This window comes from Escherichia sp. E1V33, assembly GCF_004211955.1.
GTDB lineage: Bacteria > Pseudomonadota > Gammaproteobacteria > Enterobacterales > Enterobacteriaceae > Escherichia.
Genome location: NZ_RHJI01000017.1, coordinates 70,134 through 95,770 on the forward strand (window position 1 = coordinate 70,134; position 25,637 = coordinate 95,770).

At 52.5% G+C, this 25,637-nt stretch carries 25 protein-coding genes and 3 tRNA genes; 2 read left to right on the forward strand and 26 right to left on the reverse strand.

The window, feature by feature from the left end; all coding sequences use genetic code 11:
* Positions 1 to 35: 35 nt before the first annotated feature.
* The 21 genes from D9742_RS15840 to nnr form a co-directional block, all read right to left on the reverse strand.
* A complete protein-coding gene (locus D9742_RS15840) occupies positions 36 to 1,661 on the reverse strand; it encodes an isovaleryl-CoA dehydrogenase (protein ID WP_130237532.1) in 1,626 nt (541 codons plus the stop codon).
* A gap of 83 nt (positions 1,662 to 1,744) precedes the next feature.
* Positions 1,745 to 2,908: a glutathionylspermidine synthase family protein gene (locus D9742_RS15845; RefSeq protein ID WP_130237533.1), complete on the reverse strand. Its 1,164-nt coding sequence runs from the start codon at positions 2,906 to 2,908 to the stop codon at positions 1,745 to 1,747.
* Between the two features lie 2 nt (positions 2,909 to 2,910).
* On the reverse strand, positions 2,911 to 3,549 hold the full coding sequence (locus D9742_RS15850; RefSeq protein WP_130237534.1) for a DUF1190 domain-containing protein: 639 nt from the start codon (positions 3,547 to 3,549) through the stop codon (positions 2,911 to 2,913).
* Between the two features lie 9 nt (positions 3,550 to 3,558).
* On the reverse strand, positions 3,559 to 3,957 hold the full coding sequence (locus tag D9742_RS15855; RefSeq protein ID WP_000547760.1) for a DUF350 domain-containing protein: 399 nt from the start codon (positions 3,955 to 3,957) through the stop codon (positions 3,559 to 3,561).
* A gap of 17 nt (positions 3,958 to 3,974) precedes the next feature.
* Entirely contained in the window at positions 3,975 to 4,634 is a 660-nt protein-coding gene (locus tag D9742_RS15860) for a YjfK family protein (RefSeq protein ID WP_089617688.1), read from the reverse strand.
* A gap of 50 nt (positions 4,635 to 4,684) precedes the next feature.
* Positions 4,685 to 5,383, reverse strand: coding sequence for a PspA/IM30 family protein (locus D9742_RS15865; protein ID WP_115224218.1), 699 nt, complete (start codon positions 5,381 to 5,383; stop codon positions 4,685 to 4,687).
* 18 nt (positions 5,384 to 5,401) lie between these two features.
* Positions 5,402 to 5,803 (reverse strand): DUF2170 family protein, encoded by a 402-nt coding sequence (locus D9742_RS15870; protein WP_000220128.1) that lies wholly within the window; start codon positions 5,801 to 5,803, stop codon positions 5,402 to 5,404.
* A gap of 126 nt (positions 5,804 to 5,929) precedes the next feature.
* The gene (gene rlmB, locus D9742_RS15875) at positions 5,930 to 6,661 is read right to left on the reverse strand and encodes a 23S rRNA (guanosine(2251)-2'-O)-methyltransferase RlmB (RefSeq protein WP_130237535.1); all 732 of its coding nucleotides are present in this window, start codon (positions 6,659 to 6,661) and stop codon (positions 5,930 to 5,932) included.
* Between the two features lie 180 nt (positions 6,662 to 6,841).
* Positions 6,842 to 9,283: a ribonuclease R gene (rnr, locus tag D9742_RS15880; protein WP_130237536.1), complete on the reverse strand. Its 2,442-nt coding sequence runs from the start codon at positions 9,281 to 9,283 to the stop codon at positions 6,842 to 6,844.
* Positions 9,284 to 9,321: 38 nt separating this feature from the next.
* On the reverse strand, positions 9,322 to 9,747 hold the full coding sequence (gene nsrR / locus D9742_RS15885) for a nitric oxide-sensing transcriptional repressor NsrR (protein ID WP_001177639.1): 426 nt from the start codon (positions 9,745 to 9,747) through the stop codon (positions 9,322 to 9,324).
* Positions 9,748 to 9,953: 206 nt separating this feature from the next.
* Positions 9,954 to 11,252: an adenylosuccinate synthase gene (gene purA, locus D9742_RS15890; protein ID WP_000527963.1), complete on the reverse strand. Its 1,299-nt coding sequence runs from the start codon at positions 11,250 to 11,252 to the stop codon at positions 9,954 to 9,956.
* Between the two features lie 103 nt (positions 11,253 to 11,355).
* Positions 11,356 to 11,553 (reverse strand): DUF2065 domain-containing protein, encoded by a 198-nt coding sequence (locus tag D9742_RS15895; protein ID WP_001089295.1) that lies wholly within the window; start codon positions 11,551 to 11,553, stop codon positions 11,356 to 11,358.
* A gap of 81 nt (positions 11,554 to 11,634) precedes the next feature.
* Positions 11,635 to 12,639, reverse strand: coding sequence for a protease modulator HflC (gene hflC, locus D9742_RS15900; protein WP_001232412.1), 1,005 nt, complete (start codon positions 12,637 to 12,639; stop codon positions 11,635 to 11,637).
* A gap of 2 nt (positions 12,640 to 12,641) precedes the next feature.
* Positions 12,642 to 13,901, reverse strand: a complete 1,260-nt coding sequence (gene hflK / locus D9742_RS15905; RefSeq protein ID WP_000312488.1) for an FtsH protease activity modulator HflK — start codon at positions 13,899 to 13,901, stop codon at positions 12,642 to 12,644.
* 85 nt (positions 13,902 to 13,986) lie between these two features.
* The gene (gene hflX / locus D9742_RS15910) at positions 13,987 to 15,267 is read right to left on the reverse strand and encodes a ribosome rescue GTPase HflX (protein WP_000460360.1); all 1,281 of its coding nucleotides are present in this window, start codon (positions 15,265 to 15,267) and stop codon (positions 13,987 to 13,989) included.
* A 76-nt stretch (positions 15,268 to 15,343) separates the two neighbouring features.
* Positions 15,344 to 15,652, reverse strand: coding sequence for an RNA chaperone Hfq (gene hfq / locus D9742_RS15915; protein ID WP_001051883.1), 309 nt, complete (start codon positions 15,650 to 15,652; stop codon positions 15,344 to 15,346).
* Positions 15,653 to 15,737: 85 nt separating this feature from the next.
* Positions 15,738 to 16,688, reverse strand: coding sequence for a tRNA (adenosine(37)-N6)-dimethylallyltransferase MiaA (gene miaA / locus D9742_RS15920; RefSeq protein WP_130237537.1), 951 nt, complete (start codon positions 16,686 to 16,688; stop codon positions 15,738 to 15,740).
* Positions 16,681 to 18,549, reverse strand: coding sequence for a DNA mismatch repair endonuclease MutL (mutL, locus tag D9742_RS15925; RefSeq protein ID WP_130237538.1), 1,869 nt, complete (start codon positions 18,547 to 18,549; stop codon positions 16,681 to 16,683). The genes miaA and mutL overlap by 8 nt, the downstream gene beginning before the upstream one ends.
* Positions 18,550 to 18,558: 9 nt before the next feature.
* A complete protein-coding gene (amiB, locus tag D9742_RS15930; protein WP_130237539.1) occupies positions 18,559 to 19,896 on the reverse strand; it encodes an N-acetylmuramoyl-L-alanine amidase AmiB in 1,338 nt (445 codons plus the stop codon).
* Between the two features lie 18 nt (positions 19,897 to 19,914).
* A complete protein-coding gene (tsaE, locus tag D9742_RS15935; RefSeq protein ID WP_130237540.1) occupies positions 19,915 to 20,376 on the reverse strand; it encodes a tRNA (adenosine(37)-N6)-threonylcarbamoyltransferase complex ATPase subunit type 1 TsaE in 462 nt (153 codons plus the stop codon).
* Positions 20,348 to 21,895, reverse strand: coding sequence for a bifunctional ADP-dependent NAD(P)H-hydrate dehydratase/NAD(P)H-hydrate epimerase (nnr, locus tag D9742_RS15940; protein ID WP_130237541.1), 1,548 nt, complete (start codon positions 21,893 to 21,895; stop codon positions 20,348 to 20,350). Before nnr ends, tsaE begins: the two co-directional genes overlap by 29 nt.
* Here nnr and queG point away from each other — a divergent pair.
* Positions 21,894 to 23,033: a tRNA epoxyqueuosine(34) reductase QueG gene (gene queG / locus D9742_RS15945; protein ID WP_130237542.1), complete on the forward strand. Its 1,140-nt coding sequence runs from the start codon at positions 21,894 to 21,896 to the stop codon at positions 23,031 to 23,033. The genes nnr and queG overlap by 2 nt on opposite strands.
* On the opposite strand, the gene D9742_RS15950 is transcribed toward queG, so the two are convergent.
* The 5 genes from D9742_RS15950 to orn form a co-directional block, all read right to left on the reverse strand.
* A complete protein-coding gene (locus D9742_RS15950; RefSeq protein WP_100699686.1) occupies positions 23,016 to 23,069 on the reverse strand; it encodes a hypothetical protein in 54 nt (17 codons plus the stop codon). The two genes, queG and D9742_RS15950, sit on opposite strands and share 18 nt — an antisense overlap.
* Positions 23,070 to 23,302: 233 nt before the next feature.
* Positions 23,303 to 23,378 (reverse strand) — tRNA-Gly (locus tag D9742_RS15955).
* 35 nt (positions 23,379 to 23,413) lie between these two features.
* Positions 23,414 to 23,489, reverse strand: a tRNA-Gly gene (locus D9742_RS15960).
* Positions 23,490 to 23,646: 157 nt separating this feature from the next.
* Positions 23,647 to 23,722 (reverse strand) — tRNA-Gly (locus D9742_RS15965).
* Positions 23,723 to 23,932: 210 nt separating this feature from the next.
* Positions 23,933 to 24,478 carry an oligoribonuclease gene (gene orn, locus D9742_RS15970; protein WP_064525781.1) on the reverse strand — a complete coding sequence of 182 codons (546 nt, stop codon included), beginning with the start codon at positions 24,476 to 24,478 and terminating at the stop codon, positions 23,933 to 23,935.
* Between the two features lie 94 nt (positions 24,479 to 24,572).
* Between orn and rsgA the strand changes: the two genes are divergently transcribed.
* Entirely contained in the window at positions 24,573 to 25,625 is a 1,053-nt protein-coding gene (gene rsgA, locus D9742_RS15975; RefSeq protein ID WP_130237543.1) for a small ribosomal subunit biogenesis GTPase RsgA, read from the forward strand.
* Positions 25,626 to 25,637: the final 12 nt, after the last annotated feature.

The window sequence follows — 25,637 nt, forward strand, 5'->3', positions numbered from 1 at the left end:
CTAATCGAAACCAGCGTCGCATCAGTCGTATACGCTTACAAGCACACTCCCCCTGTCGCCCGCAGCAATAAATCATTCTGGATCTGCTCTGACAACCGCACGCCGCCGCGCGTATCTAGCATCACCTGACACCACGCCTGCGCCATTGGCGGAGAGGCATATTTCAACATTTGCGCGCCGCAGCCCAGCAAAAATAATTGATGTGTTATCTCGCGTCCCAATTCTTCAGCCGGTTTGCGCAGTTGCTGTTGTAAGCGACGAACCGCACGGTCAAAATAGCGATCTTGCCCTTTCACTTCCACAAATGCTTCCGACAATAAGTCGTATACGCCCGCTTGCTTATTGAGAACGCGCAGCACATCAAGGCACATAATATTGCCAGAACCTTCCCAGATGCTGTTCACTGGCATCTCCCGATAAAGTCGCGGTAGTTCGCTCTCTTCGCAATAGCCAATACCGCCCAGTACCTCCATCGCTTCAGCCACAAATGGAATGCCACGTTTGCAGATCACAAATTTCGCCGCAGGCGTAAATAAGCGCGCCCACAGGGCTTCTTTGGCATCGGCACGTCGATCCCAGGCCCGCGCCAGACGAAACAACAACGCCGTTTGCCCTTCAAGCTGAAGCGCCATGCGACTTAAGACATGGCGCATAAGGGGCTGTTCGATTAACGGATTACCAAATACATGGCGTTGATGAGCGTGATAAATCGCCAGCGAGAACGCACGGCGCATCATGGAGTGGCTACCCAGAGCACAATCAAAACGCGTCATCCCGCCCATTTTCAGGATCAGGCGAATCCCTTCCCCTTCCTGCCCCAACAACCAGCCAATGGCGTCCTGAAACTCCACTTCGCAACTGGCGTTAGAGCGATTACCCAGCTTATCTTTCAGTCGTTCCAGGCGAATTGCATTCCGTTGGCCGTCAGGCAAAAATCTCGGCACAAAAAAGCAGGACAAACCGCCCGTGGTCTGCGCCAGCACCAGATGCGCGTCGCTTTGTGGCACCGAGAAAAACCATTTATGCCCCACCAGCCGATAAGAACCATCGTCCAGACGTTCGGCGCGAGTGGTGTTGCTCATGACATCGGAACCGCCCTGCTTTTCCGTCATTCCCATGCCAATCAACAAGCCGCGTTTTTGCCCACCTGGCAATAAGTGGGAATCGTAGCGATCGCTCAACAGCGGCGTGGTCCAGTCCTGAAACGGCGCAGGTAGCATCTGTAACAGTAATGGCGTAGCGGCAAAGGTCATGGTTATCGGGCATAACGACCCTGCCTCAACCTGTGCGTGCAACATAAAACGCGCCGCCCGCGCCACAAATGCGCCGGAGCGAGCGTCTTCTTCCCAGGCCAGATTATGTACCCGATTGGTACATAACGCCTGCATCAGCAGGTGCCAGGCGGGGTGAAAACGCACATCGTCCAGACGCTGCCCCTGGGCATCGTAGCGCAATAATTCAGGCGGATTCACATTCGCCAGCCGCCCCAGTTCAAGGGATTCAGCCGTTCCTAACTGCTGACCAATACTGGCTAGAAAATCGCTATCCCAGCCAGCACCTTCACGCGTTACCGCTTCGCAGAGCGCGCCATCAGACAGGTATAAATTACTGTTATTTAAGGGTATAGGTTGATTAAAAACAGTGTGAGTTTGCCAGTGCACTGTGTCTCCCTCCATCAATGGCAGTCACCATTAGTATGGTCACTGCCACGGATTCCTGACAGAAAGAGATTGCTAAAACATTCTTAGCCAGCAATGTAATGCGGAACAAAACGCGAAGTGTCTTTAGTGATCAGCGTGTTATCTTCGCGGATACCCATACCGCACGCTTCATCATCGACAATCCAGCTACCAATCAGCGTATAACTATCGCCAAATCGCGGTAGCGGTTGAAACGCCTGGTAGATCATCGGTTCATCGGCGTAATCACCATCAGCGTGGTCAACAACGTTATTCTTGCCGTCAAAAATGGTGACGTTACCACCCTCACGCGAATAGATTGGTTTACGCACATAGCTTTCGCCAGCGGCAATCTGCGGTTTTTCACCCTCAAACCAGGATGCAAGAAGGTTAGGATGACCAGGAAAGAAGCGCCAAAGCAGCGGCATTAGCCCTTTGTTACTCAAGATACTTTTCCATAACGGTTCCACCCACTGCTCACGACGTTTGCGCAGCAGCGGACCGTTATCGTCACGCATCATCCACTCCAGCGGATAAAGCTTAAATGCTCGCTGGATGACGTTATCATCAAGATCGGTCAGTACGCCGCCGACGCCCAAACCGAGATCTTCAATGTAGATAAACCGAGACTCCTGCCCTGCCTGCTGGGCGCAGTCCTGCAAATACAGCACGGTAGTCCTGTCTTCGTCGGTATCCTGACAGCAGCAGAAATAAAACGGCTCCCGGCTATAAAGCTCGCTAAAGCGTGAAATCAGGCGTTCCTGAATGGCATTGTACTGATCGGCGTCACGTGGAATAACACCGCTGCGCCGGGCATCTTCCAGCCACAACCACTGGAAATAAGCCGACTCATACAACGAGGTCGGCGTATCAGCGTTGTACTCCAGCAGCTTCACCGGCGCATTGCCACACCAGGCAAAATCCATACGACCATACAGCGAAGGATCGCGGGCGCGCCAGCTTTCAGCGATCACATCCCAGTACAACGGCGGGATCGCCAGTTGCGTCAGGATCTGTTCATCTTTAACCGCACGATCCACCACATCGAGGCACATCTGGTGCAGTTCCGCAGTGGGCTTTTCGATCAGCTCTTCAATCTGGCGCAGGGTAAATCGGTAGGCCCGACTCTCATCCCAATAGATTTCATTGTCGATGATATGAAAGTCGAAACCGTTGTCAGCGGCGATCTGGTCCAGATCCCGCCGCACAGGAACGTTGTGTCTCAGCATGATTAGCCTCCCCAATGCCCACGGGCGCTGGAAGAACGACCATAGCCGCCGCGAGAAACGGTTGACGCTTTCCTGGTGGTAAAGCCGCCCGAAGAGTAAGACTCTTTTTTGCCAGAACCGGAGCGCCAGGAGTAATCACCGGAAGTGTTGCGCCAGACGGGGCGGGAAGCAAATGAGGATCCGCCGCTGTTATAGACGAACGGCTCATCGCGATCTTTACGAATAACCCGGCTTAACAAAAATCCAGAAACGACCGGGATCCAACTCTGTTCAATATTGTCGTAGTAGCAATTTTCGTACTTAGACTGACAATTTTGCTGAGTCATATTCTTCGGAACATCGGCATAAAATGCCGCTTTGGCGTTGTTCCAGCCACGCGCGCAAATGTCGGCATTATTACCGTCATCAATACAATCCTGCACTGTCGAATAAAACGTTCCGTCGCCGTCGTTATCGACATCGCCACTATCGCCACAACCTTTCAATACAAAAAAAGCGGCACCGCCCATTAGCGCCAACGTTAAGTATTTTTGTGAGTAGCGATTGCGACGCGGTTCAAAAGGATTATTCGGTCTACCAATGCGACTGATCGCTCCGTGACCAATTTTACTGTTATTTCTTGATTTGCGTTTTCTGGCCATGATCGTCCATTACCATGTCATACAAGCTGCGTTAAAAATACCGCCAGCCAGCGCGGCGGTTCCCATAAACATTCCTGCTGCGGTATTGTGATTAATAATTTTTTCGCTTAATGCGGGCATATAAAGTCTGACACCAGCAAAAACGAGTAACTGAATCACCAGTGCAATCCCGCCCCAGGCGAAATAGTCTGGAATACTCACCGCATTGATTGCCGCACTGGATAAGGGGATCACGTAACCCAACAATGTACCGCTGAACGCCAGTGACGCTGCGGTATTATTGTTTTTGATTAATTGCCATTCATTGTGCGGTGTAATTTTGGAGTAGATAAACAGAAAAATAATCACCATAGCCACGCCAATAAAAAAATAGGCACTAAAGGCAAGAAGTGAATCCAGTATATGCATTGTAAACGTCCTTGTAATTAACCAATAATATGAAGTGATGTCAGCGGGATATCGACACCCAACGCGCGCGAAAATAACCACTCTGGCTCGCCGAGATCGTTAAAAGATTCCTCACCATTTAGCAGCAAATATTCGTAAGTATCTTCGGTCACTTGCCGCTGGTAGCCCATGGTAAAATTATGGACTTCCCATTTAGCATGATTTTGATTTTCTACTTTTTCCAGCATGTAGACGGGTTCGATATTTCCCGGTTCTTCGCTGTTAAAAAATCGCTGCCAGCGTTTTTCCTGCCAGTTTAAGGTCATCCCCCCCATCGCTTTGGCGTTGATCGCCTCGCGCCAGTGACTCTCTTTACTGATACCGTAGCTCTCTTCATAGACAAAGAGCTTGATATCATCAATGTCTTCAATATCTTCGCCGCCGGTTGTATTGATTTGCAGAAATTCATCGCCCGAAGTGTAGTAGCGGAAAATCTGGCTACCGCCGCCCAGATCGATGTGGCTGACGGCGGCCACTGTGTATTCTTCCCCTGGCAACGCAATCAGCAATTCATCTTCCAGCAAACGAAACGCTAACGTGTCGAGCGTAAAGCCACTATTGAGATGAAGTCCCAGCGGACCGCGAGCGATAGCAGGCTTATTATCCTTGCCAAACAGACGCTGGAAAAAACCAGACATATTTTATCCTTAAAATAGTTGCCAGCCTTGCAGTGAGGCTGGCAAAAAAATTACTCGCCCTGTTGGCGTTGCAGTCTTGCTAATACATCCTGGGCGCTACTTTTATTGCTACCGCCAATTCCGGCTTCCGCCAGCTTTTCGTCAAGGTCGCGACCGTCTGCGACTTTCTCCAACTGTGCGGCAGCATCCAGGCGAGCCTGACGTTCGGCCTGACGCGTTTGCAGGCGTTTTAAGGATTCTGCCGCTGTCGAAACGCTGGAAGATGCGCCAACGGTAGAGGTTGTTACAGCCTGTTGTGCACGCTGCATGGCTTCAGTGGCTTTAACGACTTCCATTTGCTGCTCAAACTGAGCGATACGCTGCGCTGTCGCTGTAACTGCTTTTTCCACGCCATCACGGGAGACTTCCAGATTCGACAACACTTGCTCTTCAGCGGTAATGAGATTCTCAAGGCGCGCGATTTCTTCAGCAACTTCGTTAATCAACGACGGATTAACGTTCTTGCTTAACGCTTCCAGCGCACGGGCTTCCAGACTGGCTTTGCGCTCACGTAAATCTTTCAGCTTATCGTGACTTAATTTCACCCGCGCCAGCAGATCAACGCGAGATTTTCCGGCTTTATCGAGTTCAGCTTTAGCGTCACGAATATGCTGTTCCAGCATGCGCACACCCTGGGTTTCTTCAATGGACTCTTCCGCCTGGGAGATAAGCGATTTCCCCAGCGTAAATAAACTTTTTAAAATTCCCATAAATACCCGTCCTTGTAATTAGTGTGAATATTCTTCTGTAATTTCAGCCAGATCCAATGCGTTATCTACCAGCGAGGTTATCTCAAGCAGGATATCTTCAAGAGAAGATTTAAGCGATAACGCCCCGAAAACAATGTAATACTCTTCCTGTTGCACGCTGGAGATTCCTACCGATGACAACGGCATCATCTTCTGATTTCTTAATAAGAAGGTATTAAATTCATCTGGATTGCTGATACTACTTACCGGACAAATAAAGGTTTCGATAATCATTTGGCGGGAAGTAAAAAGAATATTGATTTGCAAATCGCCATAATCATTCATTTTAATAATTAATGCGTTCTCGCTATTTGTTACATCAATATTTTGTTCAGGTACAGTTTGCAGCGCCGTCGCCAGCGCCAACGGATTCCATGTCATATATTATTCCATATAGATTTAGTTTAAATATTAATAAAATGAATATTTACAGTACGTAATTATCTTACCAGCTATAGACAAAAAAAAACCATCCAAATCTGGATGGCTTTTCATAATTCAGAGGAACTAGCTGCGCTGACGCACCGCTTCAAATAAGCAAATTCCGGTTGCAACCGAAACGTTCAGGGAAGAAACACTTCCTGCCATTGGGATGCTGATCAACTCATCGCAATGTTCACGGGTCAGGCGACGCATACCTTCACCTTCCGCGCCCATCACCAGCGCCAGGCGTCTGGTCATTTTGCTCTGATAGAGTGTATGATCCGCCTCACCTGCCGTACCGACGATCCAGATATTCTCTTCCTGCAACATACGCATGGTGCGCGCAAGGTTAGTCACCCGAATCAGTGGAACGCTTTCTGCCGCGCCGCAGGCTACTTTTTTCGCCGTAGCGTTGAGCTGTGCGGAGCGATCTTTCGGCACAATCACCGCGTGAACGCCAGCAGCGTCCGCGCTACGCAGGCACGCGCCGAGGTTGTGCGGATCGGTTACACCGTCGAGGATCAGCAGGAACGGCTGATCGAGCGAAGCGATCAGATCCGGCAGATCGTTTTCCTGATACTGACGTCCTGGCTTCACGCGGGCGATAATGCCCTGATGCACGGCACCGTCGCTTTTCTCGTCGAGATATTGGCGGTTTGCCAGCTGGATAACCACGCCCTGAGACTCAAGGGCGTGAATCAGCGGTAACAGACGTTTATCTTCACGGCCTTTTAAAATAAAGACTTCCTGAAAACGTTCAGGGGCGCGCTCCAGCAGGGCCTGCACTGCGTGGATGCCGTAAATCATTTCGCTCATTAATGTACTCGTTGTTTACGTTTTGCCTGATGCACTACGTTTATCCGGCCTACATGATCCCTGCAATATATTGAATTTGCGTGATTATGTAGGCCGGATAAGGCGTTCACGCCGCATCCGGCATGAACAAAGCGCATTTTGTCAGCAATCTAACCCTCTTCTGTTTGAAGAGGGTATTGATCACTCTGCCACTTTTTTCTTCGCCGCACGCTTCGCTTTGGTCGCTGCAGCTATTTTCTGCGTTTTCGCCGATGGCTTTTTCGCTTTTCTCGCGTCTTTCTTCGCTGCTTTCGGCTTCGTTTTTTTCTCACCGCGGAAGGCGCTGTCTGGCTCAAAGTTTACCTTTTTACCGACCTGACGATGCTTGCCGCCTTTTTTGCCTGCATCACCTTTTTTCGCTTTCTCGCGCGCTGTTTTACCGACGTTGCGCGGTGCACGTTCGCTGGAGATCAGGCTAAAGTCGATTTTGCGCTCGTCCATATTAACCGCTTCGACGCGAACTTCTACACGGTCGCCCAGGCGATAAGTCTGGCCGCTGGATTCACCCATCAGGCGTTGCCCTACCTGGTCAAAGCGATAGTAGTCATTGTCCAGCGAAGAGACATGGACCAGCCCATCAATGAACAAGTCGTCCAGACGGACGAAGAAGCCAAAGCCAGTGACGCTGGAAATTACGCCTTTAAAGACGTTACCTACCTGGTCGAGCATGAAGTCACACTTCAGCCAGTCAGCCACATCGCGCGTTGCTTCGTCGGCACGACGTTCCGCCATCGAACAGTGCTGACCCAGTTGCAGCATCTCTTCCATCGAATAATGGTAGCCACCGGTTTCAGTGGTGTTGCCCTGATGCCCCTGCTCTTTCGCCAGCAGATACTTAATGGCGCGATGCAGCGTCAGGTCAGGATAACGACGAATCGGCGAAGTAAAGTGCGCATAGGACTGCAATGCCAGACCGAAGTGACCACGGTTTTCCGGATCGTAAATAGCCTGTTTCATCGAGCGCAGCAGCATGGTTTGCAGCATTTCTGCGTCAGGGCGGTCGGCAACCGACTCCAGCAGCTCCGCGTAGTCACGCGGTTCCGGCTTATTACCACCCGGCAGTTCCAGCCCCAGCTCCGCCAGAACAGAACGGAAAGAGGTAATAGCTTCGGTGCTCGGCTTGTCGTGAATACGGAACAGTGCCGGTTCTTTCGCTTTCTCAACGAAACGCGCCGCCGAGATATTCGCCAGAATCATACACTCTTCAATTAACTTGTGTGCGTCGTTACGCTGGGTCTGTTCGATACGCTCAATACGACGTTCAGCGTTGAAAATAAACTTCGCTTCTTCGCTCTCAAACGAGATCCCGCCGCGTTCTTCACGGGCTTTATCCAGCACTTTATAGAGGTTATGCAGCTCTTCGAGATGCTTAACCAGCGGCGCATACTGTTCGCGCAGATCCTGATCACCTTGCAGAATGTGCCAGACTTTGGTGTAGGTCAGACGCGCGTGAGAACTCATCACCGCTTCGTAGAATTTGTAGCCAGTCAGGCGGCCCTTCGACGAAATCGTCATCTCGCACACCATACACAGGCGGTCAACCTGCGGGTTGAGCGAACACAGACCGTTAGAGAGCACTTCCGGCAGCATCGGGATAACCTGCGAAGGGAAATAGACCGACGTACCACGGTTACGCGCTTCGCTGTCCAGTGGTGTTGGCGGACGCACATAGTAACTGACGTCGGCAATCGCGACCCATAAACGCCAGCCGCCGCCGCGTTTTTTCTCGCAGTAAACTGCATCGTCAAAGTCACGAGCATCTTCGCCATCAATGGTGACCAGCGGTAAATCGCGCAGATCGACACGACCCGCTTTTGCTTCTTCCGGCACTTCTTCTTTCAGCCCGGCAACCTGTTGCTCAACAGCATGCGGCCAGATGTACGGAATTTCATGGGTACGCAGGGCGATATCAACCGCCATGCCGGTGCCCATATTATCGCCCAGCACTTCGACGATTTTACCCACCGCTTTGGTACGACGAGTCGGGCGTTGGGTCAGTTCAACCACCACCACAAAGCCCATCCGAGCGCCCATGATCTGATCGGGCGGGATTAAAATATCGAAGCTCAGACGGCTGTCGTCAGGAACCACAAAGCCGACGCCCGCTTCGGTAAAGTAGCGGCCAACAATCTGGCTGGTTTTTGGCACCAGTACGCGGACAATACGCGCTTCACGACGACCTTTACGGTCAGCGCCCAGCGGCTGCGCCAGCACCTGATCGCCATGAATGCAGGTTTTCATCTGCTCGCTGGAGAGATACAAATCATCTTTACGCCCTTCAACCCGCAGAAAGCCGTAGCCATCACGGTGGCCAATAACGGTACCTTTCACCAGGTCGAGGCGTTCCGGCAGCGCATAGCACTGACGGCGAGTGAAGACCAGTTGACCATCGCGCTCCATCGCGCGCAGGCGGCGACGCAGGCCTTCAAGCTGCTCTTCGCCTTCAATGTGCAGTTCTACCGCCAGCTCATCACGGCTGGCCGGTTTTTCACGTTTGGTTAAATGTTCGAGGATAAATTCCCGACTAGGGATGGGATTCGCGTATTTTTCAGCTTCGCGTTCCTGGAAAGGATCTTGTGACATCTCGGTTCCTCCGTTGTCATCTCTGATGAAGATTTTCGTCACTCCACCAGCAATAATTTATAAAGCGGTTGATTCTCTTCAACCAAATCGGCAAGCGTGTAGTTATCCAGTTCCGTAAGAAAACTTTGCACGGCCTTAGAAAGTGCCTGTTTCAACCGACAGGCAGGTGTAATGTGGCAAAACTCACTGCTGCAATTCACCAGCGATAAAGGTTCCAGCTCGCGCACCACATCACCAATACGTATCGCACTCGCCGGTTTACCCAGGCGAATGCCGCCATTTTTTCCACGAACAGCAGTCACGTAGCCGGCACGACTAAGTTGATTGATTATTTTGACCATATGATTACGGGAGACGCCGTAGACGTCAGTCACTTCAGAAATACTGGTCATCCGCCCTTCTGGCAATGATGCCATGTAGATCAGCGCACGTAATCCGTAATCAGTGAAACTCGTTAACTGCACATCAACCTCAAAAAAGGGAAATCGGGAAAAAATACATTTATATTGATGATAAACCAGCCACAAGCTGTGTCGCTAATTTATTTCAGTTTGGGGAAGGAAAAAAGCGAGGATTTAACACTGTGTCGGATAGCGTAATGGCTTACCCGACACAGCAATGTATCACACTGTTAGCCCAGCAGGCAAAATATCTGCCGGGCGTACCAGAATTACGCGTCGAACGGGTCGCGCAGAATCATGGTTTCAGTACGATCCGGGCCGGTAGAGATGATATCGATCGGCACACCGGTCAGCTCTTCAATGCGCTTGATGTAGTTCAGCGCCGCCTGCGGCAGGCCGCTACGATCTTTCACGCCGAAGGTGGATTCAGACCAGCCCGGCATGGTTTCGTAAATCGGCTCTACACCTTTCCAGTCGTCAGCTGCCAGCGGAGTGGTCGTCACTTCGCGGCCATCTGGCATACGGTAAGCCACGCAGAGTTTCACCTCTTTCAGGCCATCCAGAACGTCCAGTTTAGTCAGGCAGAAGCCAGACAGGGAGTTCAGCTGTACCGCACGACGCACGGCAACGGTGTCCAGCCAGCCGGTACGACGACGACGGCCCGTAGTTGCGCCGAATTCGTTACCCTGCTTGCAGAGGAACTCACCGGTTTCATCAAACAGTTCGGTCGGGAACGGACCTGCACCAACACGAGTGGAGTAAGCTTTGAGGATACCCAGAACGTAATCAACATAACGCGGGCCCAGGCCGGAACCGGTCGCCACGCCACCAGCAGTGGTGTTGGAAGAAGTTACGTACGGATAAGTACCGTGGTCGATATCCAGCAGCGTACCCTGCGCACCTTCGAACATGACGAAATCGCCACGCTGACGCGCCTGGTCGAGCAGGTCAGAAACATCAACCACCATAGAAGTCAGGATGTCGGCAACAGCCATCGTATCATCCAGAACTTTCTGGTAATCAACCGCTTCAACTTTGTAGTAGTTAACCAACTGGAAGTTGTGATATTCCATCACTTCTTTCAGTTTTTCAGCGAAGGTTTCTTTGTCGAAAAGGTCGCCAACACGCAGACCGCGACGTGCTACTTTGTCTTCATAAGCAGGCCCGATACCACGACCGGTGGTGCCGATCGCTTTCGCGCCACGCGCTTTCTCACGCGCGTTATCCAGCGCAACGTGATAATCAAGGATCAGTGGACATGCTTCAGACAGCAGCAGACGCTCACGAACGGGGATGCCACGGTCTTCCAGTTCTTTCATCTCTTTCATCAGCGCGGCCGGAGACAGCACAACACCGTTACCGATGATGCTGGTTACATTCTCGCGGAGAATACCTGATGGAATAAGATGGAGAACGGTTTTTTCACCGTTGATTACGAGAGTATGGCCTGCGTTGTGACCGCCCTGGTAGCGTACAACATATTTAGCCCGTTCAGTCAGAAGATCGACGATCTTACCTTTACCTTCGTCACCCCATTGGGTGCCCAGTACGACGACGTTGTTACCCATTTTTCAAAATCACCGTTTGCTTAAAAATGGATTCTACCATCGCTTTTTCAGAGTTACAGCACTTTTTGCATCCAAAAATGACCTTAGTCAGTCTATTTTTTGCTCAGCCAATCGTTTTCCTCAACATGTAGTAGACCACAACGCCCGCAACCACAAGTCCACCGCCAAAACGACGTAAAATATTATCGGGCAAATTGGTCATCGCAGAGATCATCTTCTTCCATGCCTTCGGGTAAAGCATCGGCCCTAAACCTTCCAGTACCAAAACCAGGGCAAGCGCCAGCCAGATTGTCGAATTCATTCATTATCCTTATAGAAAAAGAAAACCACCGACATCCCTGAGGATGCGGTGGCTTTATTGACCTGTACCGCAGTCGTTATATTAACGCGTTGCGGAAGTCGGCGTCTTCATGTAGCGGAAGAAATCGCTATCCGGGCTCATGACCATCACGTCCTGATTGCCAGAGAAGCTGTTCTCATAAGCACGCAGGCTACGGATGAATGCGTAGAAGTCCGGATCTTTACTGAATGCATCAGCAAACAGTTTGGCTGCTTCGGCATCGCCTTCACCACGCATGATGCGGCCCTGACGCTCAGCTTCTGCCAGCGTTCTGGTCACTTCATAGTCGGCAGTCGCGCGCAGTTTTTCCGCTTCTTCCTGACCTTGTGAACGGTGACGACGCGCTACCGCTTCACGCTCGGCGCGCATACGGTTGTAGATCGCTTCAGACACTTCGGTCGGCAGGTTGATCTGCTTAATTCGCACATCGACAACTTCAATACCCAGCGCCGCCATACTGTTCGGGTTGATGACCGGAACTTTGCCCTTCGTCTCAGCCGTTACGCGCTCTGCCGCTTCGGCAATGGCGTTATCTGCCGCCGGGGTAGTCACTTCATCTTCTGTACCCGCAGAACCGGAGTTCAGCGCGTCACGCACTTCCAGGGTCAGACGACCACGGGAATCGGTGACGATGTCTTTCACGTCCAGGCGACCAATTTCAGAACGCAGACGGTCAGAGAACTTACGTTTCAACAGCACTTCCGCTTGCGAAATGTCGCCACCGCCCGTTGCCAGGTAGTAACGGCTGAAATCGCTGATGCGCCATTTGATGTAAGAGTCGACGATCAGGTCTTTCTTCTCTTTGGTCACAAAGCGGTCGGCCTGGTTGTCCATGGTCTGAATACGCGCGTCGAGCATTTTCACCGTTTCAATAAACGGTATCTTGAAATGCAGACCCGGCTCATAAACCAGAGGTTTATTGTCATCGTCACGCAGTACCTTACCAAAACGCAGCGTAATACCGCGCTCACCTTCTTTGACGACAAAGACAGACATGTAAAGCACTACCAGCACGATGATGATAATCGCGATAACTGACTTACGCATCGTTATTCCCCCTGACGCTGGTAGTCGTTACGCTGCGCGTTGGCGCGGCGTTGGTCCATAATATCGCCCTGACTGGTGGACGACGTGTTGCTTGCCCCACTGGTTGTGGAGGAAGAGGCTGGCGGCAGACGCAGCAGATTGCTGGCACCGTTATCGCTCTTCGCTGCAGGGGCGTTACCACCTTTCAGCATCTGGTCTAACGGCAGAACCATCAGGTTGCCACCTTTATCGTTAACCAGCACTTTGCGGGTGTTGCCCAACACTTTTTCCATCGTCTCGATATACAGACGCTCGCGAGTAATTTCCGGCGCGGCTTTATATTCCGGCAGAAGTTTAGCAAAGCGCGCCACTTCACCCTGGGCTTCCAGGATGGTCTGGGCCTTGTACGCACGCGCCTCTTCGAGGATACGTTGCGCCTGACCGTTCGCACGCGGCTGAACTTCGTTGGTATATGCTTCTGCTTCACGAATGTATTGCTGTTCGTTTTCACGCGCGGCGATCGCATCGTCAAACGCCGCTTTTACTTCTTCCGGCGGACGAGCTGCCTGGAAGTTGACGTCCAGCAGAGTGATACCCATGTCATACGGACGAATCGTCTCTTCCAGTTCGCGCTGAGTATCGCTACGAATCACGGTACGACCTTCCGTCAGAATGCGGTCCATGGTGTATTTACCGATAACCCCGCGCAGGGCGCTGTCGGTAGCCTGACGCAGGCTGTCATCCGGACTCGTCACGCTATACAGATATTTTTCCGGATTGGTTACGCGGTACTGCACGTTCATCTCAACGCGCACTACGTTCTCGTCCGACGTCAGCATCACACCGGAAGCGGCCAGTTCACGCACGGCTTCCACGTTCACCGGTTTGACTTCGTCAATAAACGTCGGTTTCCAGTTCAGACCCGGCTCAACCAGATGGCTGAATTTACCAAAGCGTGTTACCACGCCGCGTTCGGCTTCTTTAATGGTATAGAAACCACTGGCCGCCCAGATAATGACAATCGCTGCCGCTGCGATGGTAACGACACGACCGCCAAGCTGCGGGCGCGGGCCTTGCGATGAACTGCCACCGCCAGATCCGGTGCCTTTACCGCCGCCCAGACCACCGAGCTTTTTGCTCAGTTTGCGGAAGATATCATCTAAATCAGGTGGCCCTTGATCGCGACCGCCTTTGTTTCCATTTCCCTCAGAGTTGCCGCCAGGTTTGCTGCTTCCCCACGGGTCGCGGTCTTGTCCGTTATTACCGGGCTGATTCCACGCCATGTTTGTGCTCCATATTTGTTATGCGGTGATCCCTGTTGTCTTTCGACGCCAGAGGATATGACTCCACGCTTCAGACGCTACGCCGTTAGATCAGGTAATCGATCAACGCCGGTTCTTGTTTACAGAGGCGACGCCAGTCAACGATCGGCATACGAACTTGCAGACTTACGCTGCCGTCCTCCTCCATCCACTCTTTTTCTATTGCCTGAAGCTGATAAAAACGACTTCTCAGACGCCCTTCCTGCGGCGGCAAACGCAATGTATGCTGCGCCACCTCACCGGAAAGCCGCTCCGTCAAAGCCTGAAAAAGCTGTGGTATCCCCGCTCCGGTCTGTGCGGAAAGCCAGACACGGATCGGTTTGTTCTCTTCGTCCCGATCGATACGCGGTTCGAAATCTTCCAGCATATCGATCTTGTTCATCACCAGCAGGGTTGGGATCTCGTGAGCGTCGATCTCTTCAAGAACCGTATTCACCGCTTCGATGTTTTCTTGTACACGCACATCCGCCGCGTCAATGACGTGCAGCAGTAATGTGGCTTGCCGCGTCTCTTGCAGCGTGGCTTTAAATGCCGCCACAAGATCGTGCGGCAGGTGGCGAATAAACCCTACGGTATCTGCCAACACGGTTTCACCGACATCTGCGACGTCAATACGCCGCAACGTCGGGTCCAGGGTGGCAAACAACTGGTCTGCCGCGTAGACCCGCGCTTCGGTGATGCGATTGAAAAGGGTAGATTTACCGGCGTTGGTATATCCCACCAGCGAAACAGTAGGAACGTCGGCTTTGATACGCGATTGCCGCCCTTGCTCACGCTGCTTTTCAACTCTTTCCAGGCGCGACTGTATCTGCACGATGCGATTACGCAACAAACGACGGTCGGTTTCGAGCTGGGTTTCACCCGGACCACGCAAACCGATCCCGCCTTTCTGTCTTTCAAGGTGGGTCCAGCCACGCACCAGGCGCGTAGCCAGATGGCGCAGCTGCGCCAGCTCAACCTGCAACTTACCCTCATGGGTACGTGCACGTTGGGCGAAAATATCTAAAATAAGGCCGGTGCGGTCGATAACACGACACTCGCACAAACGCTCCAGGTTACGCTCCTGCGCCGGGCTCAGGGCATGGTCAAAAAGAACGACCGAAGCACCCGTCGCTTTGACAGCTTCCGCAATTTCAACTGCTTTACCTTCACCTACAAAATACTTTGGGTGCGGCGCTTTACGGCTACCGGTAATCACCTGCAATGCTTCGACACCGGCGGAAGAGACCAGAGATTCAAACTCCTGGAGGTCTTCCATATCTTTGTCTTGCGTAAAATAGATGTGTACCAGTACCGCCTGCTCACCAGCATCATAACGGTCAAACAAGCGTATAACCCTCTAAATAGATCAGCGGGGAACGCAGGATCGCTGGCTCCCCGTGTAAAAAAAACAGCCCGAAACCTTATTCGGTTTCTTCGCTGTCCTGTTGCGCGGAAGTATTCTGCGCGCTGCTACCATGATGGTAGTTACTGCTGGTACCGCCACCGGCGTTGTTACTGTGATGAGAAACCGGACGAGACGGAACAACAGTAGAAATCGCGTGCTTATAAACCATCTGGCTGACCGTGTTTTTCAACAGGATCACGAACTGATCAAAAGACTCGATTTGCCCTTGCAGCTTAATACCATTCACCAAATAAATAGAAACTGGAACACGTTCCCGACGCAGTGCGTTCAGGAACGGATCTTGTAAAGATTGCCCCTTAGCCATTCTCTCTTTTCCTTATATGCTTATTTGTACTTTGAATCTTTCGATTCTGAAAAAATTGCGCACGATACGTCTCAATTGTACACATTCAGCCTGCGATAGCACCAACAACCTGTAATACTTCGTCACGCGCCTGCTCTGGTTTTTCACTGTCAAGCCAGTGAACCCCTTTCCAACCACGCAGCCAGGTTATTTGCCGCTTCGCCAACTGTCTCGTGGCGCAAACACCTCGATAAACCATTTCATCGTATGAGATTTCGCCTTCAAGGTAGGACCACATCTGGCGATAACCCACGCAACGAATGGAAGGCAAATCCGTATGCAAATCTCCTCGGGCAAAAAGCGCCCGGACTTCTGCTTCAAAACCTGAAGCCAACATCTGATGAAAACGCTGCTCAATTCGTTGATGGAGCAGTTCACGGCTCGCCGGGGCGATGGCGAACTGATGCACCTGATACGGTAGAGCGTCTCCTGACGTTTGCGTCAGTTCCGTTAAAGTTTTACCCGAAATGAAAAAAACTTCCAGTGCTCGGGAAAGCCTTTGTGGATCATTTGGATGAATCCTTGCTGCCGCAACCGGATCTACCTCCTGAAGTTGACGATGCAATGACTCCCAACCTTGCTCTGCCGCCTGTTGCTCAATTCTGGCCCGTACTTCCGGGTCCGCCGACGGTAGTGGCGACAACCCTTCCAGCAACGCCTTGAAATACAACATCGTACCGCCCACTAACAGCGGGATCCGCCCCGCCGCCGTGATATCGGCCATCTCCGCCAGCGCATCGCGGCGAAAATCAGCGGCCGAGTAAGCCTGCGACGGATCGCGAATATCCAGCAATCGGTGCGGCGCGGCGAGTAACTCTTCAGCGTTCGGCTTCGCCGTCCCGATATCCATCCCTTTGTAAATAAGGGCAGAATCAACGCTTATCAACTCTACTGGTAAAATTTTACGCAGCTCAATGGCTAACGCCGTTTTACCGGAGGCCGTCGGCCCCATCAAAAAAATCGCCTTAGGCAGGCTCGCCTTACTGATATCACTCATCTTTCAGGGCTTTTATCGCCGGATGTAAATCAACAGATTGTAACAGACCACCCGGTGGCGTTTTCACAAGCTGCGGACATAACCGTTCTACGTCCGCCAGCAGGGTAATGGCCTGTGCCATCGACCACTGCGCATGTTCGCTCATCAGATTTCGTGCAATCCACTGCGCAATATTGCCAGGTTCGAATACGGACTGCTTCGCCAGGTAGCCTATCAGTTCAGGAATCAAGATTTGTAAATTTTGTTGGCGTAAGGGTAAAGGCACGGCCCTGATGGTCACATGCTGCGCATCGGACTGAAATTCAATACCCAATTCCGCCAGTGCGGGCTGCGCTTTTTCTAAGGCCGATCTTTCTTCACCTGAGACTTTTAGCCGCAGCGGAATAAGCAGCGGCTGAGCGCAGACCGGCGCATCTCCCGGCGTTAACTGCGCCTGACGTAACCAGCGTTCCGCCACCGGCAGGGCTAAAAGTGAAATATTGCCGTCACGTTCCAGCAGCGCACAGTCCGAATGGACGATAGTCAGCACCCGACCAAAGCTTTGACCATTCGCAGCCAGCGTAAGTTCCTGCGATTCTTGCACTTTTGGTTTGTGCATCGGTGCAGGCGTTTGCAACAGCTGGCGATACACTTCGCCTTGCTGTTTCTGGTAGCCCGGTTGCGCGTTCGGCCACGGGGCAGCCTGACGGCTACCGCTACTTGCAGCAGGCGCAGGAGATGAAGACGAAGAGTAACGCGGAGCCACTGGCTCACGAACTGCCGGTTCAGCAAAGTGATTACGCCCTGCTGCCACGCGGTTTTCCGGTATATGGCGCGGTGCTGCTGACTGGGCGTTATCTTCCAACGGCAAAAGAGTTTCCAGCTGCTGTTGCAGCACGCTCAGCACGCCCTGATAGATAAAATCATGCACCAGTCGCGACTGATGAAAGCGCACTTCGTGTTTGGCGGGGTGCACGTTGACGTCCACCTGATGCGGGTCGATCTCTAAGTACAACACAAATGCCGGTTGCTGATCGGCGCCCAATTTGTCTTCACAGGCCTGGCGGATCGCATGATTGATCAGGCGATCGCGCATCATGCGACCATTCACGTAGCAATACTGAATTTCCGCCAGTGCGGGCGTGATGTGATTCGGATCAGCCACCCAGCCGCGCAGCGTGAGATCGCCGTGTTGCCATTCGATCGCCAGCGCATGTTCGAGAAAAGCGGTGCCGCAAATCGCGCCTAAGCGCCGTTCTTTTTGCCCGCCTTCCGGCACTGCACGGTACTGGCGTACGATTTTGCCGTTGTGCGACAGGTTGATAGTGACGTCGAAACGCGCCAGTGCGATGCGGCGGATGATTTCATCAATATGGTTAAATTCGGTTTTCTCGGTGCGCAGGAATTTGCGCCGTGCCGGAGTATTGTAGAACAGGTCCAGCACTTCCAGCGTCGTTCCCACAGGATGGGCCGCCGGTTTAACCGTCACGTCCATATCGCGCCCTTCGGCATAAGCCTGCCAGGCTTCCTGCTGCTCCGCGGTACGTGAAGTGAGCGTCAGGCGGGAAACTGAACTGATACTCGCCAGCGCCTCACCGCGAAAGCCCAGGCTGATAATAGCTTCGAGATCGTCCAGAGAGGCAATTTTACTGGTGGCATGACGCGCCAGCGCCAGCGCCAGCTCGTCTTTTTTGATACCGCAGCCGTTATCACGAATGCGGATAAGTTTCGCCCCGCCACGTTCGATATCAATATCAATGCGCGTCGCACCCGCATCGAGGCTGTTTTCCACCAGTTCTTTGACTACCGACGCAGGTCGCTCGACCACCTCACCTGCGGCAATCTGGTTCGCCAGTTGTGGCGGTAAGACCTGAATTGGCATCAATCGTCCTTAGTTTGGCAGCGTGCGATCTGACGTCGTCACCGTGCTGGCAGTTTGTGCCGTTGCACCCTGCGGCGCAGACTGCATTGGATGCGCAAGGAAGTAATTGCGCAGGCCGTTGTAAATGGCTTCTGCCAGCTGTTGTTGGTAATCGTCGCTCGCCAGCAAACGTTCTTCACTGTTATTGCTGATAAAACCAGTTTCGACCAGTACTGACGGGATATCCGGCGAACGCAGAACGCCAAGGCTAGCGTGTTCTGGTCGGCGTTTATGAATTTCGCCAATGCGTTGCAACTGACTGATCATATTGGTCGCCACATCATACCCCACCCGCTGGGAATGACCGAATTGTAAATCCAGCACCGCCTGGCTTAGGTACGGGTCTGCCTGACTATTGGCCAGCACATCGCCCGCCCCGCCCAGCAACTCCGACTGTTTCTCATGCTGTTCCAGCCAGCTTGCCATCTCGCTGTTTGCACGACGGTTTGAGAGCACCCATACGGAAGCGCCGGTGGCACTACGGTTTGGTGCGGCATCAGCATGAATCGACACGAGGAAATTGGCGTTTTGCTTACGTGCCACATCACTGCGCCCCATCACCGAGATAAAGTAATCCCCGTCACGGGTTAAAACGCCCTTAAACATCGGATCGTCGTTGAGCAAGGTACGTAATTTACGCGCAATGGCGATGGTGACATTTTTCTCCCGCGTGCCGCCGGGGCCGATAGCGCCAGGGTCCTGACCGCCGTGTCCGGCATCAATAGCGATGACAATTTTATCGCCAGTGTTAGCCGTCGCGCGGGCTGCCGGACGCGTAACCGTATTGCTGCTGATAACGCCCGTGGTACGGTTGCTTTCTGTTTTAAACGGATTGCGCGCCGGTTCACTGGCACGCGGTGCGACAACCGCAGGCGTTTCAACGCGTTTCGCAACCACAGGCGGCGGAGGAGGCGGTGGCGGCGCATCGGCGTTAATCGTAAAAACGACAGTGTAATTGCTACCATTCTGCCGCTTCACCGCTTCGGTTTTACCGTTTTCGGTAAGATCGACCACCAGCCGTAGCGTTTGTGCATCTTTAGGCGTTCCAGAGCGAATCGCCTTCACCAGATTATTGCCGCTGAACAACAACGGCAGCCCCTGAATCACGCCCGTTTGTTTGATATCGAGCGCCACGGTGCGTTTGCTTTGATGGCTAAACGCATAATCAGGATCGCCAATAAAACTCAACGTTATCCGCGCCTGTTGATTGCCGTTAGAAACCTGAATATCAGAGAGCGTAGCGGCGCCAGCCTGCGCGCACAGCAGCACCAACGTCGCTACCAACCAATTTCTGATGCGATACATCATCCCGCCACCTTTCAAAGGTTAACCGGCTAAACGCGCCAGCAACAATTCACCCGCAGAGGAGACAGCACTCACGCGCGCCTCACGGCCTTGTGCCTGATAATCAATGTGTATTTCGACGTCCGGGTCAGGAAGAACACCTGTACCTTGTTGTGGCCACTCCACCAGGCAGATGGCATCGTTGGCAAAATAATCGCGGATCCCCATAAACTCCAGCTCCTCGGGATCGGCAAGACGATACAAATCAAAGTGATAAACCATTAAGTTGTCGAGCGTATAGGGTTCGACCAGCGTATAAGTAGGGCTTTTGACATTACCCTGATGACCCAGAGCCTGTAAAAAGCCCCGGCTGAAGGTGGTTTTACCTGCGCCTAAATCGCCGTACAGATAGATTACGGTTGCACCTTCGCAGGCTTTGGCCACCCGCTCACCCAGCTCTAATGTTGCCTGCTCATCAGGGAGCGCTATTACTCGATTCATCATGGTTTTTATAAGTCACTTCCGGGTTAACAATACGCTGTAGCGTGGAAAAGAGATCGGTTGCCAGCATGCCGCGCGTACCAAAACGCGCCGCCAGTACGTCAGCTGCCGCACCGTGTGCGACACAGCCCGCGCACGCTGCATCATACGGCGACAGTTTTTGCCCAAGCAATGCGCCAATAATACCAGAGAGCACATCGCCCATGCCGCCGCTGGCCATGCCTGCATTTCCAGCGTCAATAATGCTTAAGGCGTCAGGATGCGCGGCAACCACGGTTCCGGCACCTTTCAGCACCGCTACGCCGCCATAACGTTTTACCAGACGTTGGGCGCAATGTAAGCGGTCACTTTCAATTTCAGCGACGGAACAGCCCAACAACCGTGCAGCCTCGCCAGGATGCGGCGTGATCACGCGATTGTGACGCTTATCGGGATTGATTGCCAGCAGGTTCAATGCATCGGCATCCCACAACATCGGTTTGCGAAAGTTCTCAACTTTTTGCAGGGCTTTTTTCCCCCACTCTTGCTGACCCAGACCAGGGCCAATCACCACCACATCGGCCCATTCCAGGCTTTCGGTAAGGGAGTCCATAGTCAGTTCATGCACCATCAATTCCGGGCGTGCAGTCAGCAGTGGCGCAATGTTTTCACTGCGGGTCAGCACTCGGACTAAACCAGCACCAGCACGTAGCGCCGCTTCGCCCGTCATACGGATAGCGCCCGCCGTACCGTGATCGCCGCCGATAATCACCAGTCGCCCGTGATCGCCTTTATGCGATGTCGGGCGACGCGGTTTCAGCCAGTGAGAAAGTTGTTCAGCTGAAAACCGTTGAATTTTCGTCTCCTGACCTGCCAGCCACCTATCCAGCCCCAGAGAGTCAAAATGCAGTTGTCCGGTAACATCCCGCGCTTTCCCGGTGAGCAAGCCAGGTTTCAGCGCAATAAAGGTAATAGTGTGAGAAGCGTTGATCACCGCACCTGGCGTGGCGCCGGTTTCTGCCAGCAGACCGGAAGGCATATCAACCGCCACAATTGGCGCAGGATGGGAATTAGCGTGGTCGATTAACTGGCTAATGGATTCGCGCGGCGCTTGCTGCAATCCGGTGCCGAGCAGCGCATCAACAATCAGATCCACCGACTCGGGCCAGACAATATTCGTCGCATGGATCTCGCCTCCCGCGTTTAACCATGCCTCGCGTGCCAGCGCGGCCTCTTCTGGTAACGGTTTGTCGCTCTCCTGAGCCAGCAGCGTGACCTCAATGCCGACCGCTTTTGCCAGCCGCGCGACCACGTAGCCATCGCCGCCGTTATTGCCGTGACCGCACAGCACCAGCCAGTGGCGGGCGTCAGGATAAGCCGAACGACACACCTGAAATGCGGCTTCGCCAGCGCGAAGCATCAGCTCATAGAGCGTTAGCCCCAGCGCATCGGCCGCCTCGCGCTCGCCGCGGCGGATATCATCGGCGTGCCAGACAGTGTGTGGTATACTTACGGGGTTTTTCTTCATTGTATGGTCCGTCATGTCAGAGCCCCTCGATCTCAATCAGTTAGCGCAAAAAATTAAACAGTGGGGGCTGGAACTGGGCTTTCAGCAGGTAGGTATTACCGATACCGATCTCAGCGAGTCCGAGCCAAAACTGCAAGCATGGCTGGACAAACAATACCACGGCGAAATGGACTGGATGGCGCGTCACGGTATGCTGCGCGCCCGCCCTCACGAATTATTGCCCGGTACGCTGCGCGTAATTAGCGTACGGATGAATTATCTGCCTGCCAACGCCGCATTTGCCAGCACGCTGAAAAATCCCAAACTCGGCTATGTTAGCCGTTATGCGCTGGGCCGTGACTATCACAAACTTCTGCGCAACCGACTCAAAAAGCTGGGCGAGATGATTCAGCAACATTGTGTTTCGCTGAATTTTAGACCGTTTGTCGATTCTGCGCCTGTTCTTGAGCGCCCGTTAGCTGAAAAAGCGGGGCTTGGCTGGACAGGTAAGCACTCACTTATCCTCAATCGCGAGGCCGGTTCGTTCTTCTTTTTAGGCGAATTGCTGGTAGATATCCCGCTACCTGTGGATCAACCGGTCGAGGAAGGATGTGGTAAATGCGTGGCCTGTATGACGATTTGCCCGACCGGGGCCATCGTCGAGCCATATACCGTCGATGCTCGCCGCTGTATTTCTTATCTCACCATTGAACTGGAAGGGGCTATCCCGGAAGAGTTGCGACCGTTAATGGGAAACCGTATTTACGGCTGCGATGACTGCCAGCTTATTTGTCCGTGGAATCGCTATTCACAACTGACAACTGAAGACGATTTCAGCCCGCGTAAGCCGCTACACGCACCGGAACTCATTGAGCTTTTTGCCTGGAGCGAAGAGAAGTTTTTAAAAGTCACAGAAGGATCGGCGATTCGCCGTATAGGTCATCTGCGTTGGCTGCGTAATATCGCCGTAGCATTAGGCAATGCTCCCTGGGATGAAGCAATTCTGACGGCGCTGGAAAGTCGTAAAGGTGAGCACCCACTTCTTGATGAGCATATAGCGTGGGCGATTGCGCAGCAAATAGAGAGACGAAATACCTGCGTGGTCGAAGTGCAATTACCGAAAAAACAGCGCCTGGTTCGTGTAATTGAAAAGGGACTACCACGTGACGCCTGATTCATCCACAGCTTGTGAATAAAAATAAAAACGCATTGCAATTCAAGACGAATATCATCGTCAAGTGATCGATACGACAAAACACAATCTTATTTTCCAACTTATATATCAACAAGTTAAAAAATTACTATTCACCGTGCGAAGTTTTTCTGAAATTAAGATTACAGCCCGGACCTGTGGATAACTCTGTTTACAAGAGTTTGTCAGAGACAATAAAAACCAGCAATAACGCATCGCGTCGCTGTGGATATTTTATTGGGAGAAGAATTTGGAGCGGGAAACGAGACTCGAACTCGCGACCCCGACCTTGGCAAGGTCGTGCTCTACCAACTGAGCTATTCCCGCTTGGGTGGTCTGTGCTTTTCAGCACTTTCAAATTTTGGAGCGGGAAACGAGACTCGAACTCGCGACCCCGACCTTGGCAAGGTCGTGCTCTACCAACTGAGCTATTCCCGCTTAATCTTCGTCTTTCGAACCGCTACTGCCTTGGCTGCCTTCACTCACCTTAGTCACTTACTTTTTTAAGTTCCCAAGGATTCGTTCAGTTGCCGCCTTGTCGCAATTCGAAATACTGCGATTGGGTGGTCTGTGCCTTTCAGCACTTTTCAAATTTTGGAGCGGGAAACGAGACTCGAACTCGCGACCCCGACCTTGGCAAGGTCGTGCTCTACCAACTGAGCTATTCCCGCGTACTACTTAATTTTTGCTTTCGTAATTTCGCATTACTGCGTCGTTACGGGAGGCGCATTATACGAGAAATCTTTCCCTCTGCAACCCCCCTAAAAAAAATTTTTGAAATTTTTATCTCAAGTGCTGAAATTATCAGCAAGGCGTTCAATTTAGCGTCAAAACCACGCCGCCGCAAGTGGATTCCGGCGGTTACGTGACCAGAACAAATTTTACAGCTTGATGAAATGCTCGCGGTAGTAAGCCAGTTCCGCAACTGATTCGCGAATATCATCCATCGCCTGATGCGTTCCCTGCTTGGTAAAGCCGTCGAGAATTTCCGGCTTCCAGCGGCGCGCCAGCTCTTTCAGCGTGCTGACATCAAGATAGCGGTAGTGGAAGTACGACTCCAGTTCCGGCATGTATTTAAACAGGAAACGACGATCCTGACCGATGCTGTTACCGCAGATAGGTGATTTTCCCGCAGGCACCCACTGTTTTAAAAATTCGAGCGTCGCCAGTTCTGCTTCTCGATCGCCCATCGTGCTCGCTTTCACGCGCTCTACCAACCCGCTGGCGGTATGAGTACGCACGTTCCAGTCATCCATCAGCGCCAGCTGTTCATCAGACTGGTGTACTGCAATGGTCGGCCCTTCTGCCAGAATATTCAGGTTGGCATCGGTCACCAGCGTGGCAATCTCAATAATGCGATCGCGCTCGGGATCCAGACCGGTCATCTCAAGATCGATCCAAATCAGGTTGTTTTCATTGGCACTCATGCTATTTTCCACCCATTCACAGTGACTATATTGATCCACAATTGCGTGTATCATAGATGTTTTGCCCATCAGGGGCGACCAGGAGTCTGTACGATTGAGTAAAAATAAACTCTCCAAAGGCCAGCAGCGCCGTGTGAACGCCAATCACCAGCGTCGTCTTAAAACGTCTAAGGAGAAGCCCGACTACGACGACAATCTGTTTGGCGAGCCTGATGAAGGAATCGTCATCAGCCGCTTTGGCATGCACGCTGATGTGGAATCCGCCGATGGCGACGTTCACCGCTGCAATATTCGCCGTACCATCCGTTCGCTGGTGACCGGCGACCGCGTAGTCTGGCGTCCGGGTAAACCGGCGGCGGAAGGCGTAAATGTCAAAGGGATCGTGGAAGCGGTGCATGAGCGCACCTCAGTGTTGACGCGTCCGGATTTCTACGACGGTGTGAAACCCATCGCCGCCAACATCGACCAGATTGTCATTGTCTCCGCCATTTTGCCGGAGCTGTCGCTCAATATTATCGACCGTTACCTGGTGGCCTGCGAAACCTTGCAGATTGAGCCGATTATTGTGCTCAACAAGATAGACCTGCTGGACGACGATGGCATGGCGTTCGTCAACGAGCAGATGGATATCTACCGCAATATCGGTTATCGCGTATTGATGGTTTCCAGCCATACTCAGGATGGGCTGAAACCGCTGGAAGAGGCGTTGACCGGGCGCATCAGCATTTTTGCCGGGCAGTCTGGCGTCGGCAAATCCAGCCTGCTGAACGCGTTGCTGGGGCTGCAAAAAGAGATCCTGACCAACGATGTGTCTGACAACTCGGGTCTCGGTCAGCACACCACGACTGCCGCTCGGCTGTATCACTTCCCGCACGGCGGTGATGTTATTGATTCCCCTGGTGTGCGTGAGTTCGGCCTCTGGCACCTGGAGCCGGAACAAATCACTCAGGGCTTTGTCGAATTCCATGACTATTTAGGTCTGTGTAAATATCGCGATTGCAAACACGATACCGATCCGGGCTGCGCTATCCGGGAAGCGGTTGAGGAAGGGAAAATCGCGGAAACCCGTTTCGAAAACTATCACCGTATTCTGGAAAGCATGGCGCAGGTAAAAACGCGTAAAAACTTTTCTGATACGGATGACTGACAATTAAGCTAA